Annotated in this window: 15 protein-coding genes; 8 read left to right on the top strand and 7 right to left on the bottom strand. The window is 66.1% G+C overall.

All coding sequences use genetic code 11. From position 1 onward, the window contains the following. Positions 1 to 5: 5 nt before the first annotated feature. From ACW7G0_RS11510 to ACW7G0_RS11495, 4 genes are read right to left on the bottom strand one after another with little or no spacing between them, the layout of a single operon-like run. A complete protein-coding gene (locus ACW7G0_RS11510; protein ID WP_456963373.1) occupies positions 6 to 203 on the bottom strand; it encodes a zinc-finger domain-containing protein in 198 nt (65 codons plus the stop codon). Positions 204 to 238: 35 nt separating this feature from the next. Next, a complete protein-coding gene (locus tag ACW7G0_RS11505; RefSeq protein WP_456989728.1) occupies positions 239 to 958 on the bottom strand; it encodes a pirin family protein in 720 nt (239 codons plus the stop codon). Positions 959 to 967: 9 nt separating this feature from the next. Continuing rightward, complete coding sequence (locus ACW7G0_RS11500; RefSeq protein ID WP_456989727.1) at positions 968 to 1,555, bottom strand: YceI family protein; 588 nt, start codon at positions 1,553 to 1,555, stop codon at positions 968 to 970. Positions 1,556 to 1,593: 38 nt separating this feature from the next. Then, a complete protein-coding gene (locus ACW7G0_RS11495; protein ID WP_456989726.1) occupies positions 1,594 to 2,193 on the bottom strand; it encodes a malonic semialdehyde reductase in 600 nt (199 codons plus the stop codon). Positions 2,194 to 2,353: 160 nt separating this feature from the next. Here ACW7G0_RS11495 and ACW7G0_RS11490 point away from each other — a divergent pair, with 160 nt between their 5' ends. Next, the gene (locus tag ACW7G0_RS11490) at positions 2,354 to 3,316 is read left to right on the top strand and encodes a mitochondrial fission ELM1 family protein (protein WP_456989725.1); all 963 of its coding nucleotides are present in this window, start codon (positions 2,354 to 2,356) and stop codon (positions 3,314 to 3,316) included. Between the two features lie 12 nt (positions 3,317 to 3,328). Here the strand turns inward: ACW7G0_RS11490 and glnE are convergent, their stop codons facing one another. Then, positions 3,329 to 6,277 (bottom strand): bifunctional [glutamate--ammonia ligase]-adenylyl-L-tyrosine phosphorylase/[glutamate--ammonia-ligase] adenylyltransferase, encoded by a 2,949-nt coding sequence (gene glnE / locus ACW7G0_RS11485; RefSeq protein ID WP_456989724.1) that lies wholly within the window; start codon positions 6,275 to 6,277, stop codon positions 3,329 to 3,331. A gap of 261 nt (positions 6,278 to 6,538) precedes the next feature. Between glnE and ACW7G0_RS11480 the strand changes: the two genes are divergently transcribed. The 7 genes from ACW7G0_RS11480 (at position 6,539) to ACW7G0_RS11450 (ending at position 15,167) form a co-directional block, all read left to right on the top strand. Further along, complete coding sequence (locus tag ACW7G0_RS11480) at positions 6,539 to 7,099, top strand: ECF-type sigma factor (RefSeq protein ID WP_456963367.1); 561 nt, start codon at positions 6,539 to 6,541, stop codon at positions 7,097 to 7,099. 90 nt (positions 7,100 to 7,189) lie between these two features. Further along, positions 7,190 to 9,820 (top strand): protein kinase domain-containing protein, encoded by a 2,631-nt coding sequence (locus tag ACW7G0_RS11475; protein WP_456989723.1) that lies wholly within the window; start codon positions 7,190 to 7,192, stop codon positions 9,818 to 9,820. A gap of 187 nt (positions 9,821 to 10,007) precedes the next feature. Continuing rightward, a complete protein-coding gene (locus tag ACW7G0_RS11470; RefSeq protein WP_456989722.1) occupies positions 10,008 to 11,126 on the top strand; it encodes a hypothetical protein in 1,119 nt (372 codons plus the stop codon). After that, positions 11,123 to 11,866, top strand: a complete 744-nt coding sequence (locus ACW7G0_RS11465; protein WP_456989721.1) for a carboxypeptidase-like regulatory domain-containing protein — start codon at positions 11,123 to 11,125, stop codon at positions 11,864 to 11,866. The genes ACW7G0_RS11470 and ACW7G0_RS11465 overlap by 4 nt, the downstream gene beginning before the upstream one ends. Positions 11,867 to 11,896: 30 nt before the next feature. Then, positions 11,897 to 12,253 carry a hypothetical protein gene (locus ACW7G0_RS11460; RefSeq protein ID WP_456989720.1) on the top strand — a complete coding sequence of 119 codons (357 nt, stop codon included), beginning with the start codon at positions 11,897 to 11,899 and terminating at the stop codon, positions 12,251 to 12,253. Then, a complete protein-coding gene (locus ACW7G0_RS11455) occupies positions 12,253 to 12,717 on the top strand; it encodes a hypothetical protein (RefSeq protein WP_456989719.1) in 465 nt (154 codons plus the stop codon). The genes ACW7G0_RS11460 and ACW7G0_RS11455 overlap by 1 nt, the downstream gene beginning before the upstream one ends. A 233-nt stretch (positions 12,718 to 12,950) precedes the next feature. Continuing rightward, positions 12,951 to 15,167, top strand: coding sequence for a hypothetical protein (locus ACW7G0_RS11450; RefSeq protein ID WP_456989718.1), 2,217 nt, complete (start codon positions 12,951 to 12,953; stop codon positions 15,165 to 15,167). Between the two features lie 76 nt (positions 15,168 to 15,243). Here the strand turns inward: ACW7G0_RS11450 and groL are convergent, their stop codons facing one another. Both groL and groES read right to left on the bottom strand, forming a co-directional pair. Continuing rightward, a complete protein-coding gene (groL, locus tag ACW7G0_RS11445; RefSeq protein WP_456989717.1) occupies positions 15,244 to 16,893 on the bottom strand; it encodes a chaperonin GroEL in 1,650 nt (549 codons plus the stop codon). A 76-nt stretch (positions 16,894 to 16,969) separates the two neighbouring features. Beyond that, complete coding sequence (groES, locus tag ACW7G0_RS11440; RefSeq protein WP_456963359.1) at positions 16,970 to 17,257, bottom strand: co-chaperone GroES; 288 nt, start codon at positions 17,255 to 17,257, stop codon at positions 16,970 to 16,972. Positions 17,258 to 17,758: the final 501 nt, after the last annotated feature.

Genomic DNA, 17,758 nt, shown 5'->3' with positions numbered 1-17,758 from the left:
GAGGATCAGTCGACCAGGACGAAGTGCGCGCCGCAGTACATGCAATCGCTCTCCAGGTCTTCCTCAATCGACATGTAGACCCTTGGGTGCGAGTTCCACAACGCCATGGACGGCAACGGGCAACTCAACGGCAGGTCGGCGCGGGTGACGGTGTAATGCCGTTCGGCGTTGGCCTGGGTGGGGTGGTCGTGGGCTGCGGTCATGGCGGGCATCGAGGATTTGCTGCGAGGACGCCAGTTTACCAGTCAGCTGCGCCGGGCAAGTCGAACAGCAGCACATCGGCCGTCCGTGCGCCACTGCCGACCAACTGAAGCGGCACCGATTCCTGGCTGAAACCCAGTGCATCACCCGGGCCAAGTTCGCGACCATTCGCCACCACCTCACCGCTGGCCACATGCAGCCAATAGCGGCGTTTGGGGTCAAGCGCATGCGACGCCGCCAAGCCTGGCTCAAGCTCGACTTTGTACAGACGAGCGTCCTGGCGGATCGCGATACTGCCGTTTGCGGCATCGGGCGAGGCCAGCAGTTGCCAGCCCTCGCCGCGGGTCACTTCCCGCAACGCGTGACCCGGCGGCGCGTTGACCCGGTCAGGCTGCAGCCATATCTGCAGGAAGTGCACCGGCTCGGTCGAGGAGTGGTTGTACTCGCTGTGATCCACCCCGTGGCCGGCACCCATCCACTGCAAGCCACCCGCCGGGACCACGCCCTCGGCGCCGCTGCTGTCGCGGTGCGCCAGCGAGCCCGACAACACGTAACTGAGGATCTCCATGTTGCCATGGTGATGGGTCGGGAAACCCGCGCCGGGGGCGACGCGGTCCTCGTTGATGACCCGCAGGACACCGAAGCCCATCCACTCAGGGTCGTAATAACTGCCGAATGAAAAGGTGTGCCGGCTGTCCAGCCAATCCACCTGTTCCGGCCCGTGGCCACGACTGTCGGAAGGGCGTTCGATGATCATGCGCGGAGGTTACTCCGCTGTTTCGACTTTGGGCACCGACGCCTCGGTGGTGATGCGGATCCGCACCTCATCGCTTACCGCCGGAGCGTACATGCCGACGCCGAAATCAGTGCGCTTGATGGTGGTGGTGGCATCGAAACCGATGGCCAGCTGCCCGCCCATGTTCTCGCCGGCCTTGTTGAGGGTCACATCCAGCACTACCGGCTTGGTGATGTCCTTGATGGTCAACTCACCGGTGACCTTCAGCTTGCCTTCGCCCGCGGCTTCGACCTTGGTGCTCTTGAAAGTGGCAGCCGGGAATGCCGCCATATCGAAGAAATCGGCGCTGCGCAGGTGCTCGTCGAAGTCGGCGGTGAAGCTGTCCAGGCCCGACATCGGCAGGGTTACCTGCACGCTGGATGCGGCAACGTTGTCGGCGTCATACACCAGCACGCCGTCGGCGTTGCCGAAGTGCGCGCTGGGGTTGGAGAAGCCGAAATGGTTCCACTGCGCGATCACGTCGGTATGCGCGGGATCGAGCTGGTAGGTGACTGGAGCGGCAAAGGCCGCGGTGCTGGCGGTGGCCAGGGCGGCAACAAGAATCAGTCGCTTGAACATGATGTAACTCCTCGTAATGTCAGGTGGTGTTGAGTGGTTCACAGAATCCGCGCCGCCTCATCGAAGGACAGTCGCGGCGAACGGGGAAACAACGTGCCGGTGTCGCCATGGCCGAGGTTGACCAGAAAGTTGGACTTGATCGCCGTGCCCTTGAAGAATGCCTCGTCGACCTTCGCGTTGTCGAAACCCGACATCGGGCCGGTGTCCAGGCCCAGCGCACGCGCGGCAAGTATCAAGTAGGCGCCCTGCAGGCTGCCGTTGCGGAACGCCGCCGGGCTGCGGTTCTCGCGCGGGCCGTCGAACCAGCCCTTGGCGTCGGTGTGCGGGAACAGGTACGGCAGCTTCTCGTGGAAGTCCTCGTCAAAGGCGACGATCACCGTGACCGGCGCGGCCATGGTCTTGGCGTGATTGCCCTCATCCAGCGCCGGGCCAAGCTTGGCCTTGGCCTCGGCCGATTTCACAAACACGAAACGCGCCGGACTCATGTTGGCACTGGTCGGCCCCCACTTCACCAGGTCATACAGTTGGCGCAAGGTCGCGTCGCTGACCTCCCCTCCCAGCTCGTTGTGGGTGCGGGCGGTGCGGAACAGCTGGTCAAGTGCCGGCTGATCGAGCGCGTCGTGTCGGGTCTGGGGCATTTATGATCTCCATTGGATCGGACAAGTCTGAGTCGGGAAGCGGCACTGCCGTCATTGCCGCCGGTCGGTGGCCGCACTGCGGGATTGCCGCGTACTCGACAAGTGTATGGTCGCGATTATGCATTGCCATTGGACGTTTTAAAACGGATTACGTACAAAAATGGAACGATTGAACCCGCAGGGATCCACCTGGGTCCTGACCGATGGTCACGCCGGCAACCTGCGCCAGGCCCACGCATTGGCGGCGGCACTGTCCCGGTCGGCGCGCGACTGGACGCTGCACGCCCGCGTACCTTGGCGGTGGACGGCACCACGTGGATCCACCTTGGCACGCCGGGCATTCGGGCCGGACTTCGCCCAAGCCTTGTCCAAGCCACCGGAGCTGGCCATCGGCTGCGGCCGTCAAGCCGCACTGGCGACCCGGTTGCTGCGTCGGCTCGGGTCGCGCAGCGTGCAGATACTGGATCCACGGATCGCGACCCGTCATTGGGACCTGGTGATCGCCCCGGAGCATGACCAGTTGGAAGGCGACAACGTGATTCCGTTGCTGGGCAGCCTGCATCCAGTCGATGAGCAATGGCTGGCCGCCGCGCGACGCCGGTTCAGCGCGTTGGCTACCCTGCCGCAACCGCGGACCGCGCTGTTGCTGGGCGGTAGCAGTGCGCACGCACGATACGAGCCGGCGATGCTGGAGGCCATCGCCACCCGCGTGCAACGCTGCACGGAAGCCGAAGACGGTTGCCTGCTGGTTACGACTTCCCGCCGGACACCGGCGGAGTTGGCAGGCCGGCTTCGTCACCATGTCGCCGGCCGCAGTGGCATGGTCTGGAGCGGGCCGGGCGACGGTGCCAATCCCTATCCGGGCCTGCTGGCGTGCGCGGACCGTATCGTGTGCACGGCCGATTCGGTCAACATGCTGTCGGAGGCATGCGCAACCAGCGTGCCGGTGTTTGTCGCCGGAATGGAGCAGCTGAAGGGGCGGCCCCGACGCTTCCTCGACACCCTGCTCGGCTCCGGCCGGGTGCGCCCGGTCGACGACACAATGGCGCCTTTTGCCGTGACGCCGCTGCGCGAGACGGCGCGCGTGGCCGCCGAAGTGCAGCGCCGGCTCAATCAGGTTTAAGTTCCCGCAGGATTAAACTCCAGCGAGATTGAATTCCAGGCCATGGCGCTGCACCGCGGCGCGGATCGCCGTGCGCGCCAGGTTGATGGATTCGTCCAGTGGCAGCCGACGCTCCCGACGGTCCAGGCTGCATTCCAGGCCGCGCGCCAGCAACGTGGCATGCGCCGCCTGGAGCGACGCCCGGGTCGGGTCGTCGAACACCGCGGCCTCGTGCATCGCCTCGATCAAGCCCGATGTGTCGCGCGGCCCCAACAGCCCGGGCGCGACATCAGCATGGTCCAGCACCAGCGCTTGCAACAGGAACTCCAGGTCGACCAGACCGGCCTCGCCCTGCTTGAGATCAAAACGCGCGCCGGGCGACCCGGGGTTCTCGCTGCGGTCTAGCTCGGCGCGCATCCGCACGCGCATTTTCGATACATCGGCGCGCACGGTCGCCGGATCACGCGGGCGCGCGAGGATGTCGCGACGAAGCTTGCCGAAGCTGGCACACAAGCTGGGATCGCCGGTCACGCAACGTGCGCGGACCAGCGCCTGGTGCTCCCAGTTCCAGGCGCGCTGGCTTTGGTACTCGGAGAAACTCGCCAAACTGGAAACCAGCAGGCCCTTGGCACCGTCGGGTCGCAGTCGTACGTCGACCTCGTACAGTCGACCGGCAACCGACGGAGTATCGAGCAGTGCAACCACCTTCTGCGCCAGTCGGGCAAACCAGCGCGACGCGTCCAGCGGGCGCTTGCCATCGGACATCGCGTCATTGCCATGACCATCGCTGATATCGCCATCGTGCCCGCCGGGCTCGCTGCTGGTGTCGATGTCATACAGGAACACCAGGTCCAGATCGGACCCGAAACCCAGCTCCTCGCCGCCTAGGGAACCGTAGCCCAGCACTGCAAAACGGGCGCCCGGCAAGCGGCCGTGGGCACGATTGATCTCACCCTCCGCCAATGCCACGACCCGCCGGATGACACCGTCGGCCAACCACGCCAGTTGGCGAGCACTGGCATCGGCCGGTTGCCGGCCATCACGGTGCGCCATGGCAATGCGGAAGCTCAGCGCCTGGCGTACTTCGTTCAACTTGTTGAGCACCGCCTCCGGAGCATCGACGGCACTATCGTCGACGTGGCTCGCCACCGCGGTACAGGCGGCAATCAGCGCCTCGCGGCCCGGCAACGGGCCACCAATGCGGGCATCCAGCAACTCATCAAGCAGTAGCGGATATGACGCCAGGCGCTCGGCCAGCAGCGCACTCTGGCTGACCACCTCGACCAGGCGCGCCAATGCGGCGGGCTGCTCATCCAGCAAGGCCAGATAGGCGCTACGACGCAGGATGTTGTGCAGCAGTGCCAGCATCCGGCGCAGACCAAGCAGCGGCTGGCTGGAGGTCGCGGCCCCCTGGATCAAGGCCGGCAATACCCGGTCCAGACGTCCACGGGTAATGTCCGACAACCCGCGCACCCCCAGGCTGCGCGCGAAGTCACGCAGCAACCCGTCCGCCTGTGCCGCATCATCAAACCCGGCATCGGCCAGCACCTCGACATCGCCGGCGGTGGGCAAGGCCAGCCAGTAATCGGCCAGCGCACCTGGTGCCTGCTTGCGTTCGCGTGGCGCCAGCAGTGCATTGAACTCCTCGTTGATCACCGCGCGGTGACCGTCCAGCGCTTCATGCAAGCCATTCCAGTCCGCATAGCCCAGGCCCACCGCGATCCGGGCCTGGTCGCTCGCGTCGTCGGGCAACGCGTGGGTTTGCTGGTCGCGCAGCATCTGCAGACGGTTCTCAAGCCGGCGCAGGAACCGGTAGGCCTGGGCCAATGCGGCACCGGCCTCTGGTTCTATCTGGTGAGCTTCCACCAGCGCCGCCAACGCCGGTTGCAGCGCGCGCTGGCGCAATGCCGGCTCCCGCCCGCCTCGGATCAGCTGCAGCGCCTGGACCAGGAACTCGACCTCGCGGATACCGCCGGGGCCGCGCTTGATGTCATCGGCCAACTCCTTGCGCGCCACCTCGGCGGCGATGGCCGCTTTCATCGTGCGCAGGCCGTCCAGCGCGCCATAGTCGAGGTAACGCCGGTACACGAATGGTCGCAGCGTTTCCAGGAAGCGTCCGCCGGCCTCGATATCGCCGGCCACGGGCCGCGCCTTCTGCCAGGCGTAACGCTCCCAGTCGCGACCCTCGCGCTGGAAGTACTGCTCCATCGCCGGGAACGACCACGCGACCCGTCCTGCGTTGCCATAGGGACGCAGGCGCAGGTCAACGCGGTGACAAAAGCCGTCCGCGGTGACCTCGTCGAGCAATTTGGCCAATTGCTGTCCCAAGCGGGAAAACCAGGTTTCCGCCGCGAGTGCGCGCGCGCCGTCACTGGCCGCCAGCGTCACGTCACCGGGTTGGTCATAGCCGTACACCAGGTCGACGTCGGAGCTGAAGTTCAACTCGCCACCCCCCAGCTTGCCCAGTGCGAACACGACCAGCCGCTGCACGCTGCCGTCCGCGTCGCGCACGACCCCGTGGCGGGCGGAGAATTCCTGCTCCAGCGCATCCAGAGCGAGTCGCAGGCAGATTTCGGCCAGCGTGGTGCTGCCGGCCAGGGTCGCGTTTACATCGTCCAGACCGTGCACATCGCGCCACACCAATCGGGTGGACTGGGCGGTCCGGTAGCGGCGCAGCAGCATCGGCCACTGGCTGCGGTTGTCGGCGTGCAGTTCGGGCGGCGGCATGATGGCGGCACCGTCATCGTCCAGCACAGCCGCCAGCAGCTCAGGCTGCCGCGCCAGGGTCGTGATCGCGAAATCACTGGCACGCGCAACCGGGCGGCAACGCTCGATTGCCGCATCATCCAGCACGACGCCACTGGTCGCCGCACTGACGCGCAACTGTTCCAACGCGCGCTGCAGATGGGACAAAGCGGGTTCGTCGAGACTGGACAGCGCACGATGTGAGGTTGGACGATCGGGTACGGAGGACGGGTTCATCGACAGATGATCGCACTGGAGCGTCCGGCTGCGGTCCATAGAAAAAGGCGCGAACTAAAAGGCCCGTCCCGGTCGAACCGGTAACGGGCCTGCTCCCTCCCCCACGTCGGGATGCGGGTCAACTGTGAAGGAGTTGTTAGTCGGGTTGCACGCTGCAGTGCAAAAGAAAACCGGGTAGTTCACAAATGCCGGTGGGGCGCGATTGCGCGGTGCACACCCAACTGCTAGCTTCGCATCGGGGCTACAGGAGAATAGGGCGACGTGTCCGACGCAGACATTACCAGGCTGCTGGCGCTCGCTCGCGGCGGTGATCCCGCGCAACTGGGCGCGGTGTTCGAGTCGCTGTACCCGCAACTGCGCCGACTCGCCGGCTCACGCCTGTACGGTCGCCAGTCGACGGTCACGCCGACGGTGCTGGTGCATGAGTTGTTCCTGCGCATCAGCCAGTCCTCGCCGATGTCGCTTGCCGACCGCAACCATTTCTTCGCCGCCTCGGCCAAGGCGATGCGCTGGATCATGGTCGAACACGCGCGCCAGCGTGCCAGTGAAAAGCGCGGCGGCGGGCAGGTGATGGTCAGCCTCGACGATCAGATTCCGGACGCGCCAGCTGCGCTGACCAATGTGCTGATCCTCGACCAGAGCCTGGATGCGCTGGAGGCGATCAGCCCACAGCGGCGGCAGATCGTGGAACTGCGCTACTTCGCCGGGATGGAGTTCGGCGAGATCGCAGGCCTGCTCGAGATCTCCGAGCGCACCGTCTACCGCGAATGGGAGCGCGCCCGCGCCTTCCTGCAGGCCATGCTCGACGATGGAGACGACTGAGCCTGAAGTGACCGCGCACCTGTAGTTGACGCTGCCCTGAGGCTTCGCGGGACCTGTCAGTCCCCACCGCCAAATCTCGTGAGGACGATAATGGATCCCGAAAAGATTGCGCACTGGCAGGCCGCCGACGCCGCCTTCGGCCAGTGGCTTGACCTGCCCGAACCCGAACCCGAACGCGAGGCCTGGCTGGCGGCGCAGGCGCTGCCCGAAGCGGTGCGCCGGCGCCTCGTCCAGCTGATCACCGCACACGAGCGGCCGCGTGCCTCGCTCGACCCCGGTGGCAGCAACCTGGCCGGATGCCGCCTGGGCGACTGGACGCTGGACAGCGAACTCGGCCGCGGCGGCATGGCCGTGGTCTACCGCGCCTGGCGCGAACAGGGAATGACGCGCCAGCAGGCCGCGGTGAAGATCCTGACCCTTGGCGCGCTCGGCGCCAGCGGGCGCGAACGGTTCCGGCGTGAGGCCGCGATCCTGGCGCGCCTGAACCACCCCAACGTCACCGCGCTGATCGATTCGGGCGTGGCCGACGACGGCACCTTCTGGTTGGCGATGCCGCTGGTGGAGGGCGAGCGCATCGACCGCTGGTGCGACACCCACGCGCTGGACGCACGCGCGATCGTCCGCCTGTACCTGCAGGTCTGCGGCGCGGCGGCCTACGCGCACCGCAACCTGGTGATCCACCGCGACCTCAAGCCCTCCAACGTGCTGGTCGACACCGGTGGCCACGTGCGCCTGCTCGACTTCGGCATCGGCCAGTTCGCCGATGCCGAAGTCGAGCGCACGCAGACGATGTGGCGCGCACTCACGCCAGGCTACGCCGCACCCGAGCAGCTGCGCGGCGACCCGCCCAGCACCGCAATGGACGTTTACGGGCTGGGCGCGCTGCTGCACCGGCTGCTGACCGGGCGCGCCCCGCAGGAGGCGACCGAAGGCACCGACACCACCCGCCCCTCGCTGCTGGTACGCAGTATTGACGACGCCTACCACCGCCACTACGTCCCGCTGAAGAACGACCTGGACCGGGTGCTGCTCAAGGCCCTGGCCGAGGAACCCGAGCAGCGCTACCCCACCGCCGAGGCGCTCGCCGACGACCTGCGCCGCTGGCTTGATGGCCAGCCGGTGCTGGCGCAGCGGCCGAAGCTGGGCTATCGCGTGCGCAAGTTCGTCGTGCGCAACAAGGTCGGCGTGGCCGCAGCGGTACTGCTGGTGGCCAGCCTCGGTGCGGGCGTCGGCGCCACGCTGTGGCAGGCCGGCGAAGCCCGCCGCGAAGCCGAGAACGCGAACGTGCAAGCACAGCGCGCGGTGCTGGTGCGCGACTTCCTCGAACAGGTGTTCACGTCCACCGAGCCTGCGGTCGGGGACGTACCTGATGCGCTGGAACTGCTCGAAGAAGGGTCACGGCGTGCGCGTTCCGACTTGCTGGCCAATGATCCCCTGGCCGCCGCCGATATCCTCATCCTCACCGGAACGGCGCGCAAGCATCTCAGTCGCTACGATCTCGCCCAGGAGGATCTCCTGGCGGCCCTCAGCCTGCTCGAAGATCATCGCGTGGGGCAAGGCGCGGGCGCGGGCGCGCGTGAGCGGGTGCTGGCGAAGCTCCAGCTGGCCGAGATCCACTGGAACTCCGGCAGGCTGAAGGAAGCCGTCGATGTAAGCGAGCAAGCGGTCGCCATCGCCGCTGCCAACGATGTCCCGGAGGAAGACCTGCTCGACGCGCGATTGAGCGTCGCCCAGGCGACCGTCTACCTCGACCCGGCGGCCGCGGAAACCACGACGCGCAAGGTTCTGGAGGATGCCATCGCCGCAGGATTCTCCGACAGCTATCTGCATCGCGACATCCTCCACACGCTGGGCACCGCCATGAGCCTCGGGGACGGTGACCAGGACGAGCTCATGGAGGTCGTGGAGGAAGAACTGCGGCTCGGCCGACTGCTCGACGGGGAGCACAGTGGCTGGTATGCCTACAGGCTCGCGGACACTTCGCGCATCTTCCTGTTTGCCGGAAAGACCGACCGGGCCACCCGGATGCTGGAGCAAGCCGTGGTGATCGTGGATGAGGTCTACAAGCAACCACACCAGATCGCCGCGACGATCCACTGCAACATGGCCGCACATCTGCATCTGGCCGGCGAACTCGATCGTGCCCTGACGCACTACGAACGGAGCGCGGACATCGATCGCGCGATCGACCGCAAGAGCCTCAGCGCCTCCGAGTGCGCCCGTTACCGCGGCATAATCAAGGCTACGCTCGGCCGGTATCCGTCCGCGCTCGAGGAACTGGAGGTGGCCGAATCGCTGCGGATACTCAACGACAGCAACCAGTCGGCCATCGGACGCAGCATCTGCGGCATGCGCGCGTCGCTCCACCTGCGCCAAGGCAACGTTTTGCAGGCAAGCCAGGCTCTCGAGCAGTGCAACGCCCGCTCCGATGTCGGGACTTCACATATCTATGACCTGGCCGAAGCCGAAGTTCGCATGGCGCAAGGAAAGCTGGAGGTAGCCACCGAGTTGGCGGAGGGGTTGCGCCAGCGCGTGAAGCGCGGGCTGGACAACTCGTGGATGCGCCCCTGGATGCTTTCACTGCTGTTGGCGAACAAGACCGGCGATGTCGAGGCTGGGGCGACCCTGGCTGCGGATGCCGCGGCATTCATCGACGATGCCCCGCCCGTGGCGCAGTGCCTTGCCGCCACCACCGAAGCCAACTGCCTGGCACTTCCCTGACGGCAGGCCGGACTGTCTTTCGGCGGCCCTGTCGTCACCGCCCCTGTCAGTCCCCGCCGTCGAATCTCGTGGATGGAGTGTCCGGATGCACCGGGCACGGCCGGGTCGCCGTTCGGCCCGCCCCTCCTCGGGTGGCTCCAACATGCATCTTTCTTCTTCCCTCGTTCCGTCGGCGCTGGCATTCGCCATGGCTGCCGTCCTCCCCGCACCCGCTGCCGCACAGGCCGCTCAGGCGGAGCTCTACATCGACGTCGCCACCCACACCATGCCCGGCATGGGCGGACTCGGGGCGCTCGGCCGCATGACCGGGGCCATGTCCGGTGGAAACGCCAGTTACGGCATGGCCCGGCATCCGGGGATGCCCGGCAAGTACCTGGACGTGGCGCTGCACAACCGCAGCCAGCCCGGCACGCCGGCCAACCAGGCCGTTCCCAAGGGCCTGCGCCTGGGCGACGAGATCGAGCTCCTGCCGCCCGCGCGCGAACAGGCGCGCCACGACGGCGGCGCGGACGGCTCGACCAGCCACCAGGCACTCGCTGACGGCGGCCCCTACAAGATCCGCTACTACTGGGGCTGCGGCGAGCAGGTGCGCGCCGGCCAACCGGCCGAGTTCACGATGAGCGTGCGCAACGGCAAGCCGGTCAACAGCGGCCGCGCCATGACGCCGCGCAAGGTGCCGCAGCACGGCATCGACGCCGGCCCCGAGCATGCGCTGTGGCCGAACCAGTCGCACCGCAAATCGGTATCCATGAAGGCGTCGCTGGCCGGCAAGCACCACGTCACCGGTGACGGTCTGCCGGATTCGATGCAGTTCGATCTCGGCCGCGACCACGACTTCCTGCCCGATCTCGAACTCGACCGTGAAACCACCGACCAGGGCACGCTGCTGAGCTGGAGCGGCGTCGATGGCGCGCGCGCCTACTTCATCCACGCCACCGCGTCGGACGGCGACACCATCGTGATGTGGAGCAGCGCCGAGGACAGCTACGCCGGCCCGGAGCTGGTCGACTTCCTGCCCGAATCGCTGGTCGCGCAGTGGACGAAGAAGCGCACGCTGCTGGGCGCCGACGCGCGCAGCTGCCAGATCCCGCGCGAGGTGTTCGCAGGCTCCGCGCCGATGGTGCAGATGATCGCCTACGGCAACGAACGCACGATCACCCAGCCCGGCTGGCGCGTGCACGTGCGCAACAAGTCCACCGCGATGCTGATGCCGTCGGGCGGCGCCACCGGCAATCCTCGCGAGGCCGCGAAACCCGCGGCCAAGGACGCGGCCAAGAGCGTACTGCGCGGGCTGTTCGGGCGTTGATTGCACGGATTCTCCTGGCCGGACTGATCCTGTCGGGACTTGCCGCCTGTGGAGGAAACGACGGCACCGGAACGGCCAAGGCAGAAGACGGCTACGCCACGGGAAAAGTCGTCGACGCGCAGGGCAAGCCGATTGCCGGAGCAAGAATCCTGCTGGACAACACGGTGTTCTACGCGTCCTACATCAAGGGTTCCACCAAGGAAGACGGCACCTACAGGATCAAGGCCCAGCCCGGCGCATGGCGGGCCTACGCTTCCTTCAAGAAAACATACAACGGGAAAACCTATTCCCTGGATCTGCATCCCGACACCATCGATTCCTTTGACGATACTGGCGCCGTCCGCAACTTCGTCTGGAAACTGGAGGGGCGCGAGCCGGAAAACGAATACAACTACTACGGCGGCCTGGTCACGGTATTCCAGGACACGGATTTCTACGACGACATGGAAGACGTCGAACTGACCTTGACGCCCAGCGGCCCGCTGATCGACGGCTCGGAAGGAAAGACACTCGTCCTGCAGCAGGGAGACCATTACTGGGTGCAGTTCGGCTACCTGCAAGACATCCCGATCGGCCGCTACACGGTCACGGCGATATTGAAAGGCGAGGACGGGCCGCGTCCGCTGCGAATCCAGGACTGGCATACGGACGGCGATTTCAAATCGGAACTCCAGCTCGACTTCATACCCGAACCCTCCGGCAGCACGAAGAGTTCGGTTTCCATCGTCGTCGGCTATTGATCTTTCATGCAACACGACCTGGAGCAACCCATGAGACTGCAAACCATTGCACGCGCCATCGCCCTGTGCATCGCCGGACTGGTGCTCGCCGCGTGTACCATCGATACCGATCCCGATTCCGCCCGCGTCGACTGCGGTACCCCCGGCCCGCACGGCGTCGACTGCCAGGTGCAGCGCACCGGCGGCGACGGTAGTTTCGAGGCCTGCTGGGATCTGATCATCACCTGCCAGAACAAAGGTGAGATGACCGGCTCGGCCTGCCACGAAATGACCGCCGGCAAGAGCCAGGGAAGCGAGAACATGCCGGTCGCGGGCTTCTCCAGCCAGGACAGCTGTGACGCCCCCGTCTCCGGCAGCGTCGAGCGCCTGAAGGTCACCTCCAAGTGATGCGCCCCACGCTCCGTGCCGCAAAAAAACGTTGGTGGTCGGCGGGCCTCGGCGCCGCGTCCCTCGCCCTCGCCCTCGCCCTCGCGCTATCCGCGTGCGAAGCGCCCCCACACGCCGCGGTGGTGAAGTGCTCGGGTTCGAACCTCTCCGACGTCGCCGTCAAGAAGGACTGCACGGTCACCATCGAGAAGTTCGACCGGCAGGCCTCGGCCAGCATCAAGGTCAATACCAAGCGGCGCCAGGCGTTCGTGACCGGACACTTCACCGTGCAGCAGGGCACGGTGCGGATCGAACTGCGGGGCAACACCGGCACCAAGGCGGAGGTGATCGTCAGCCCCGGTCACCCGGGCAGCATGGAGAGCACCCTGCGCCTGAACAAGCAGAACAGCAGCTTCCGCCTCCGCTTCCATCCGGAGGGTGAAGTCGCCGGCCTTGACGGCCAAGTGTCCTACGAGGCGCGCTGAGCCACCAGGCTCGAAAAGACGAGGCTGGGTGGGTGAGCGAGATGGACGCCGTCGCCGGCCCTGGACGACGACAAGCGGGGGACGGTGGTCGTGGAATGGCACTTCACGCCGAAGGCTGAGAAAGGCCATTCACAAAAAAAGTCTCATCCCTGTCAGTTCTTGCCGCCCGTTTGCGTGGTTGGAGGGTCCGGCGCTCGTGCGCGGCACGTTCATCCACTACGGAGAGAGACCTCATGCAGTACCCCGCCATCCCCCGCACCCTCAAACTCGTGCCGCTCGCCTTCGCGCTCGGCCTGGCCATCGCGATGCCGGCCCAGGCGGCCGTCGGCGGCCCCGACTGCTGGGTGTACAACACCACGACCAGCGAGTGGGAGCAGGACACCTCGATCGACAAAACCCAGGGCCAGGAGCACGGCGAGGGCAACAGCACCTGCCACGCCGGCGCCAGCGCTTACGGCGAAGGCAACAACGCCAGCGGCACCAACGCCAGCGCGTTCGGCTTCGAGAACATCGTCCGGGGCAGCAACAGCACCGCGATCGGCTACAACAATATCGCCGAGGACAACGAAAGCACCGCGGTCGGCTACCTCAACACGTCCGGCCACCAGGCCAGCGCCGTCGGCCGGTCGAACTCCGCCACGGGGCCGCAGAGCAGCGCCTTCGGCGGCGGGAACGAGGCCAGCGGCAGCACCGCGGGCGCATTCGGCTTCTCCAACACTGCCAGCGGCGATGACAGCACCGCGTTCGGCCGCAGCAACACCGCCAGCGGCAGCTCCAGCATCGCTTTTGGAAACAACAACATCGCCTCGCTCGATCGCAGCACTGCGATCGGCTACGGCAACAACGCGTCCGGCAGTGGCAGCAATGCGATCGGCGGCGGGAACGAGGCCACCAGCACCACCGCAAATGCCATCGGTAGCGGCAATACCGCCAGCGCCAGCTCCAGCAGCGCGTTCGGCCGCAGCAACGAGGCCGGAGGCGATCTCAGCAGCGCGTTCGGCTTCTCCAACAGCTCGTCCGGCCAGCACAGCAACGCGTTCGGACGCCTCAACGAGGCGGCCGGCTTCGGCAGTACGGCATTCGGCTACAGCAACATCGCCGAGGGTTCACAGACAACCGCGTTCGGCCTGCGCAACACCACCACCTCGGAATACAGCACGGCGTTCGGCGCCGACAACGAGACTGCCGGCAACGGCAGCGTCGCCTTCGGCAACGGCAACACCACCACCGCCGACCAAGCCAGCGCCTTCGGCCGCGGCAACACGGCGGGGGGCGCCCTGAGCAGCGCGTTCGGTTACGGCAACACCACCGACGGCGAGCACACCAATGCCTTCGGGCACAACAACACGGCCACCGGCGCCCGCAGCAGTGCATTCGGCAGCCGCAATATCGCCAGCGGCGCGCGCAGTACCGCCCTGGGATACAGCTCGGTGGCGACCGGCGATGACAGCCTGGCCCTGGGCTCGGAAGCTAACGCAGCGGGCCCGAACGACATCGCCATCGGCTCCCGCGCTGCGGTACTGGCCGACAACAGCGTTGCCTTGGGTGCGCAGGCCCAGGTAACGGTTGATGCCACCAACTCGGTGGCGCTCGGCGCCTCCTCGGTCGCCAGCGAGGCCAACACGGTCTCGGTCGGCGCTGTCGACAACGAGCGTCGCATCACCAACGTCGCCGATGCCACCACCGGCACCGATGCGGTCAACCTGCGCCAGATGCAGTCCGCGCTGGACGGGGTGGTCGGCGGTGGCGGCATCAGCGAAGCCCGAGTGCAGGAGATCGCGGACACCGGTGACGCGGCCACCCTGACCAGCGCGAATGCGCACTCCGATGCCGGCGATGGCGCCACCCTGGCCACTGCCACTGCCTACACCGATACCCGCGAGACCGCCATCCGCGCCGACATGCAGACCGGTGATGCCACCACCCTCGCCGGGGCCAACAGCTACACCGACGGGCGCGAGGTCGCCATTCGCGCCGACATGCAGTCCGGTGATGCCGCCACCCTCGCCGAGGCCGGCGAGTACACCGACACCCGCGAGACCGCGGTGCGCGGTGACATGCAGTCGGGCGACACGGCCACCCTGTCGGCTGCCAACACCTACACCGACTCCGCGATCCAGCAGTTGGTCGGTTTCGATGTCGGCGGGATCAACGATCGCATCACGCTGCTGGAGGACCGCTTCGAGGACGTTGATCGCCGCCTGCACCAGCAGGATGGCCGGATCGACCGCATGGGTGCCATGAGCGCGGCGATGCTGAACATGGCGATGAACGCCGCTGGCGGCCAGAGCGAGAACGGCCGCATCGCCGTAGGTGCGGGTTTCCAGGGCGGGGAGAAGGGCCTGTCGATCGGCTACGGCAAGCGCATCGGGCGGGCCTCGTTCTCATTCGGAACCGCCTTCAGCGGCAGCGAACGATCGGCGGGCGTGGGCTTCGGCGTCGACCTGTAACCCCGGCTCGCAGACAAACAAAAACCCCGCCTCGCGGCGGGGTTTTTGTTGGTGCATCCGGAACGGTCGGGCTGGCTTAGAAGCCCATGCCGCCCATGCCACCCATCCCACCCATGTCCCCGCCGCCACCCATCGCGGGCTCGTCCTTCTTCGGCAGCTCGCCCACCATCGCTTCGGTGGTGATCATCAGACCAGCGATCGACGCAGCGTTCTGCAGCGCGGTGCGGGTGACCTTGGTCGGGTCCAGGATGCCGAACTCGAGCATGTCGCCATACTCGCCGTTGGCGGCGTTGTAGCCGTAGCTACCCTTGCCTTCCATGACCTTGTTGAGGATCACCGAGGCTTCTTCACCAGCGTTGATGACGATCTCGCGCAACGGCGCTTCCATCGCCCGCAGGGCAATGGCGATACCGTGGTTCTGGTCTTCGTTGTCACCCTTCAAACCGGTGATCGCGGCCAGTGCACGGATCAGGGCAACGCCGCCGCCCGGGACCACGCCTTCTTCCACCGCAGCGCGCGTGGCGTGCAGGGCATCTTCGACGCGGGCCTTCTTTTCCTTCATTTCCATCTCGGTCGAGGCACCGACCTTGATCACCGCCACGCCACCGGCCAGCTTGGCCACGCGCTCCTGCAGCTTCTCGCGGTCGTAGTCCGAAGAGGTCTCTTCGATCTGCGCCTTGATCTGCTTGATGCGCGCCTCGATGCCACCGGTCTCGCCGGCGCCGTCGATCACGGTGGTGTTCTCCTTGGAGATCTGCACCTTCTTGGCGCGGCCCAGGTCGGCGATGGTCGCCTTCTCGAGCTGCAGACCGACTTCTTCGGAGATCACGGTGCCGCCGGTGAGCACGGCCATGTCTTCCAGCATCGCCTTGCGACGGTCGCCGAAGCCCGGTGCCTTCACCGCGCAGACCTTGACGATGCCGCGGATGGTGTTGACCACCAGGGTCGCCAGCGCTTCGCCTTCCACGTCCTCGGCAACGATCAGCAACGGCTTGCCAGCCTTCGCCACGCCTTCCAGGACCGGGAGCAGGTCACGCACGTTGGAGATCTTCTTGTCGTAAAGCAGGATGAACGGGTCTTCCAGGTCGGCCTGCATCGACTGCTGGTTGTTGATGAAGTACGGCGACAGGTAGCCACGGTCGAACTGCATGCCCTCGACCACGTCCAGCTCGTTGTCCAGGCCCGAACCGTCTTCAACGGTGATCACGCCTTCCTTGCCGACCTTGTCCATCGCCTTGGCGATCAGGTCACCGATGTTGGCATCGGAGTTGGCCGAGATGGTACCGACCTGGGCGATTTCCTTGCTGGTCGAGGACGGCTTGGAAAGCTTCTTCAGCTCGGCGACGGCCTCGGTTACGGCCTTGTCGATGCCGCGCTTGAGGTCCATCGGGTTCATGCCGGCGGCGACCGCCTTCATGCCCTCGCGGATGAACGCCTGGGCCAGCACGGTCGCGGTGGTGGTGCCGTCGCCGGCATCATCGGAAGTGCGCGAGGCGACTTCCTTGACCATCTGCGCGCCCATGTTTTCGAACTTGTCGGCCAGCTCGATCTCCTTGGCGACGGACACGCCGTCCTTGGTGATCGTGGGGGCGCCATAGCTCTTGTCGAGCACGACGTTGCGGCCCTTCGGGCCCAGAGTTGCCTTGACGGCATTGGCGAGCGTGTTGACACCGCGCAGCATCTTGGAGCGCGCGTCTTCGCCGAAACGAATTTCCTTGGCAGCCATTGTCTAAAACCTCAAAAACGTAAATTGGAGAAAAGAGTGGGTGACCGGCCGGGAAACCCCGGCCCTGGCGCCCGGATCAGTCGAGGATCGCGAAGATGTCGTCTTCCTTCACCACCAGCAGGTCGGTGCCGTCCAGCTTGACCTCGGTGCCGCTGTACTTGCCGAACAGCACCTTGTCGCCGGCCTTGACCTTCGGGGCGCGCACGCTGCCATTGTCCAGGGTCTTGCCTTCGCCAACGGCGACAACCTCGCCCTTGATCGGCTTCTCGGTGGCGGAGTCCGGGATCACGATGCCGCCAGCGGACATCTTTTCTTCTTCCATGCGTTTGATGACCACGCGGTCGAACAGCGGCTTGATATTCATTTGCAGCAACCTCGTAGATGGTTGAAAAAATCGTAAAACGGTGGGATTTCGACGCTCGCGCCGACCCGACCGATACCGGATCAACTGCCAGCGCGCCCGACAAGCCGGGACTGCACACGAAGATGGGGCGTGCGGCAGGGCTTTCAAGGGCTCGTCCGCGGATTAATTGCCCACGGCGGCGGCAAGCTCGAAGCCGGCGGTAACCGATAAAGAAAGAGCGCGCCTCCCATGGAAAGCGCGCTCTTCCTGGCTCGGGAATGGCATCCAGCTCGGCGCATCCTGCGCCCCTCCCCTGACCTGACCCCCTCGTCAAAGCCGACTCCTTGTCGGCCAGCGGCAATATTGGCCGATTTTCGTCACTTTTGCCATAGGCAACCACTATCGGCCACCGCCGTCACGAGCAGCTCGCATCAGTACAATCGTCCGCATGTCGGTCGTGATCGTTTATTGCTCAAGAACTCCTGGAGTTGATCGCGGTCGAAGCCGTCGGCGGACACGCCC

This window comes from Lysobacter sp. A286 (genome assembly GCF_054052105.1).
The sequence above is the reverse complement of the archived record's forward strand: the minus strand, read 5'-3'. Positions and strand labels throughout refer to the sequence as shown.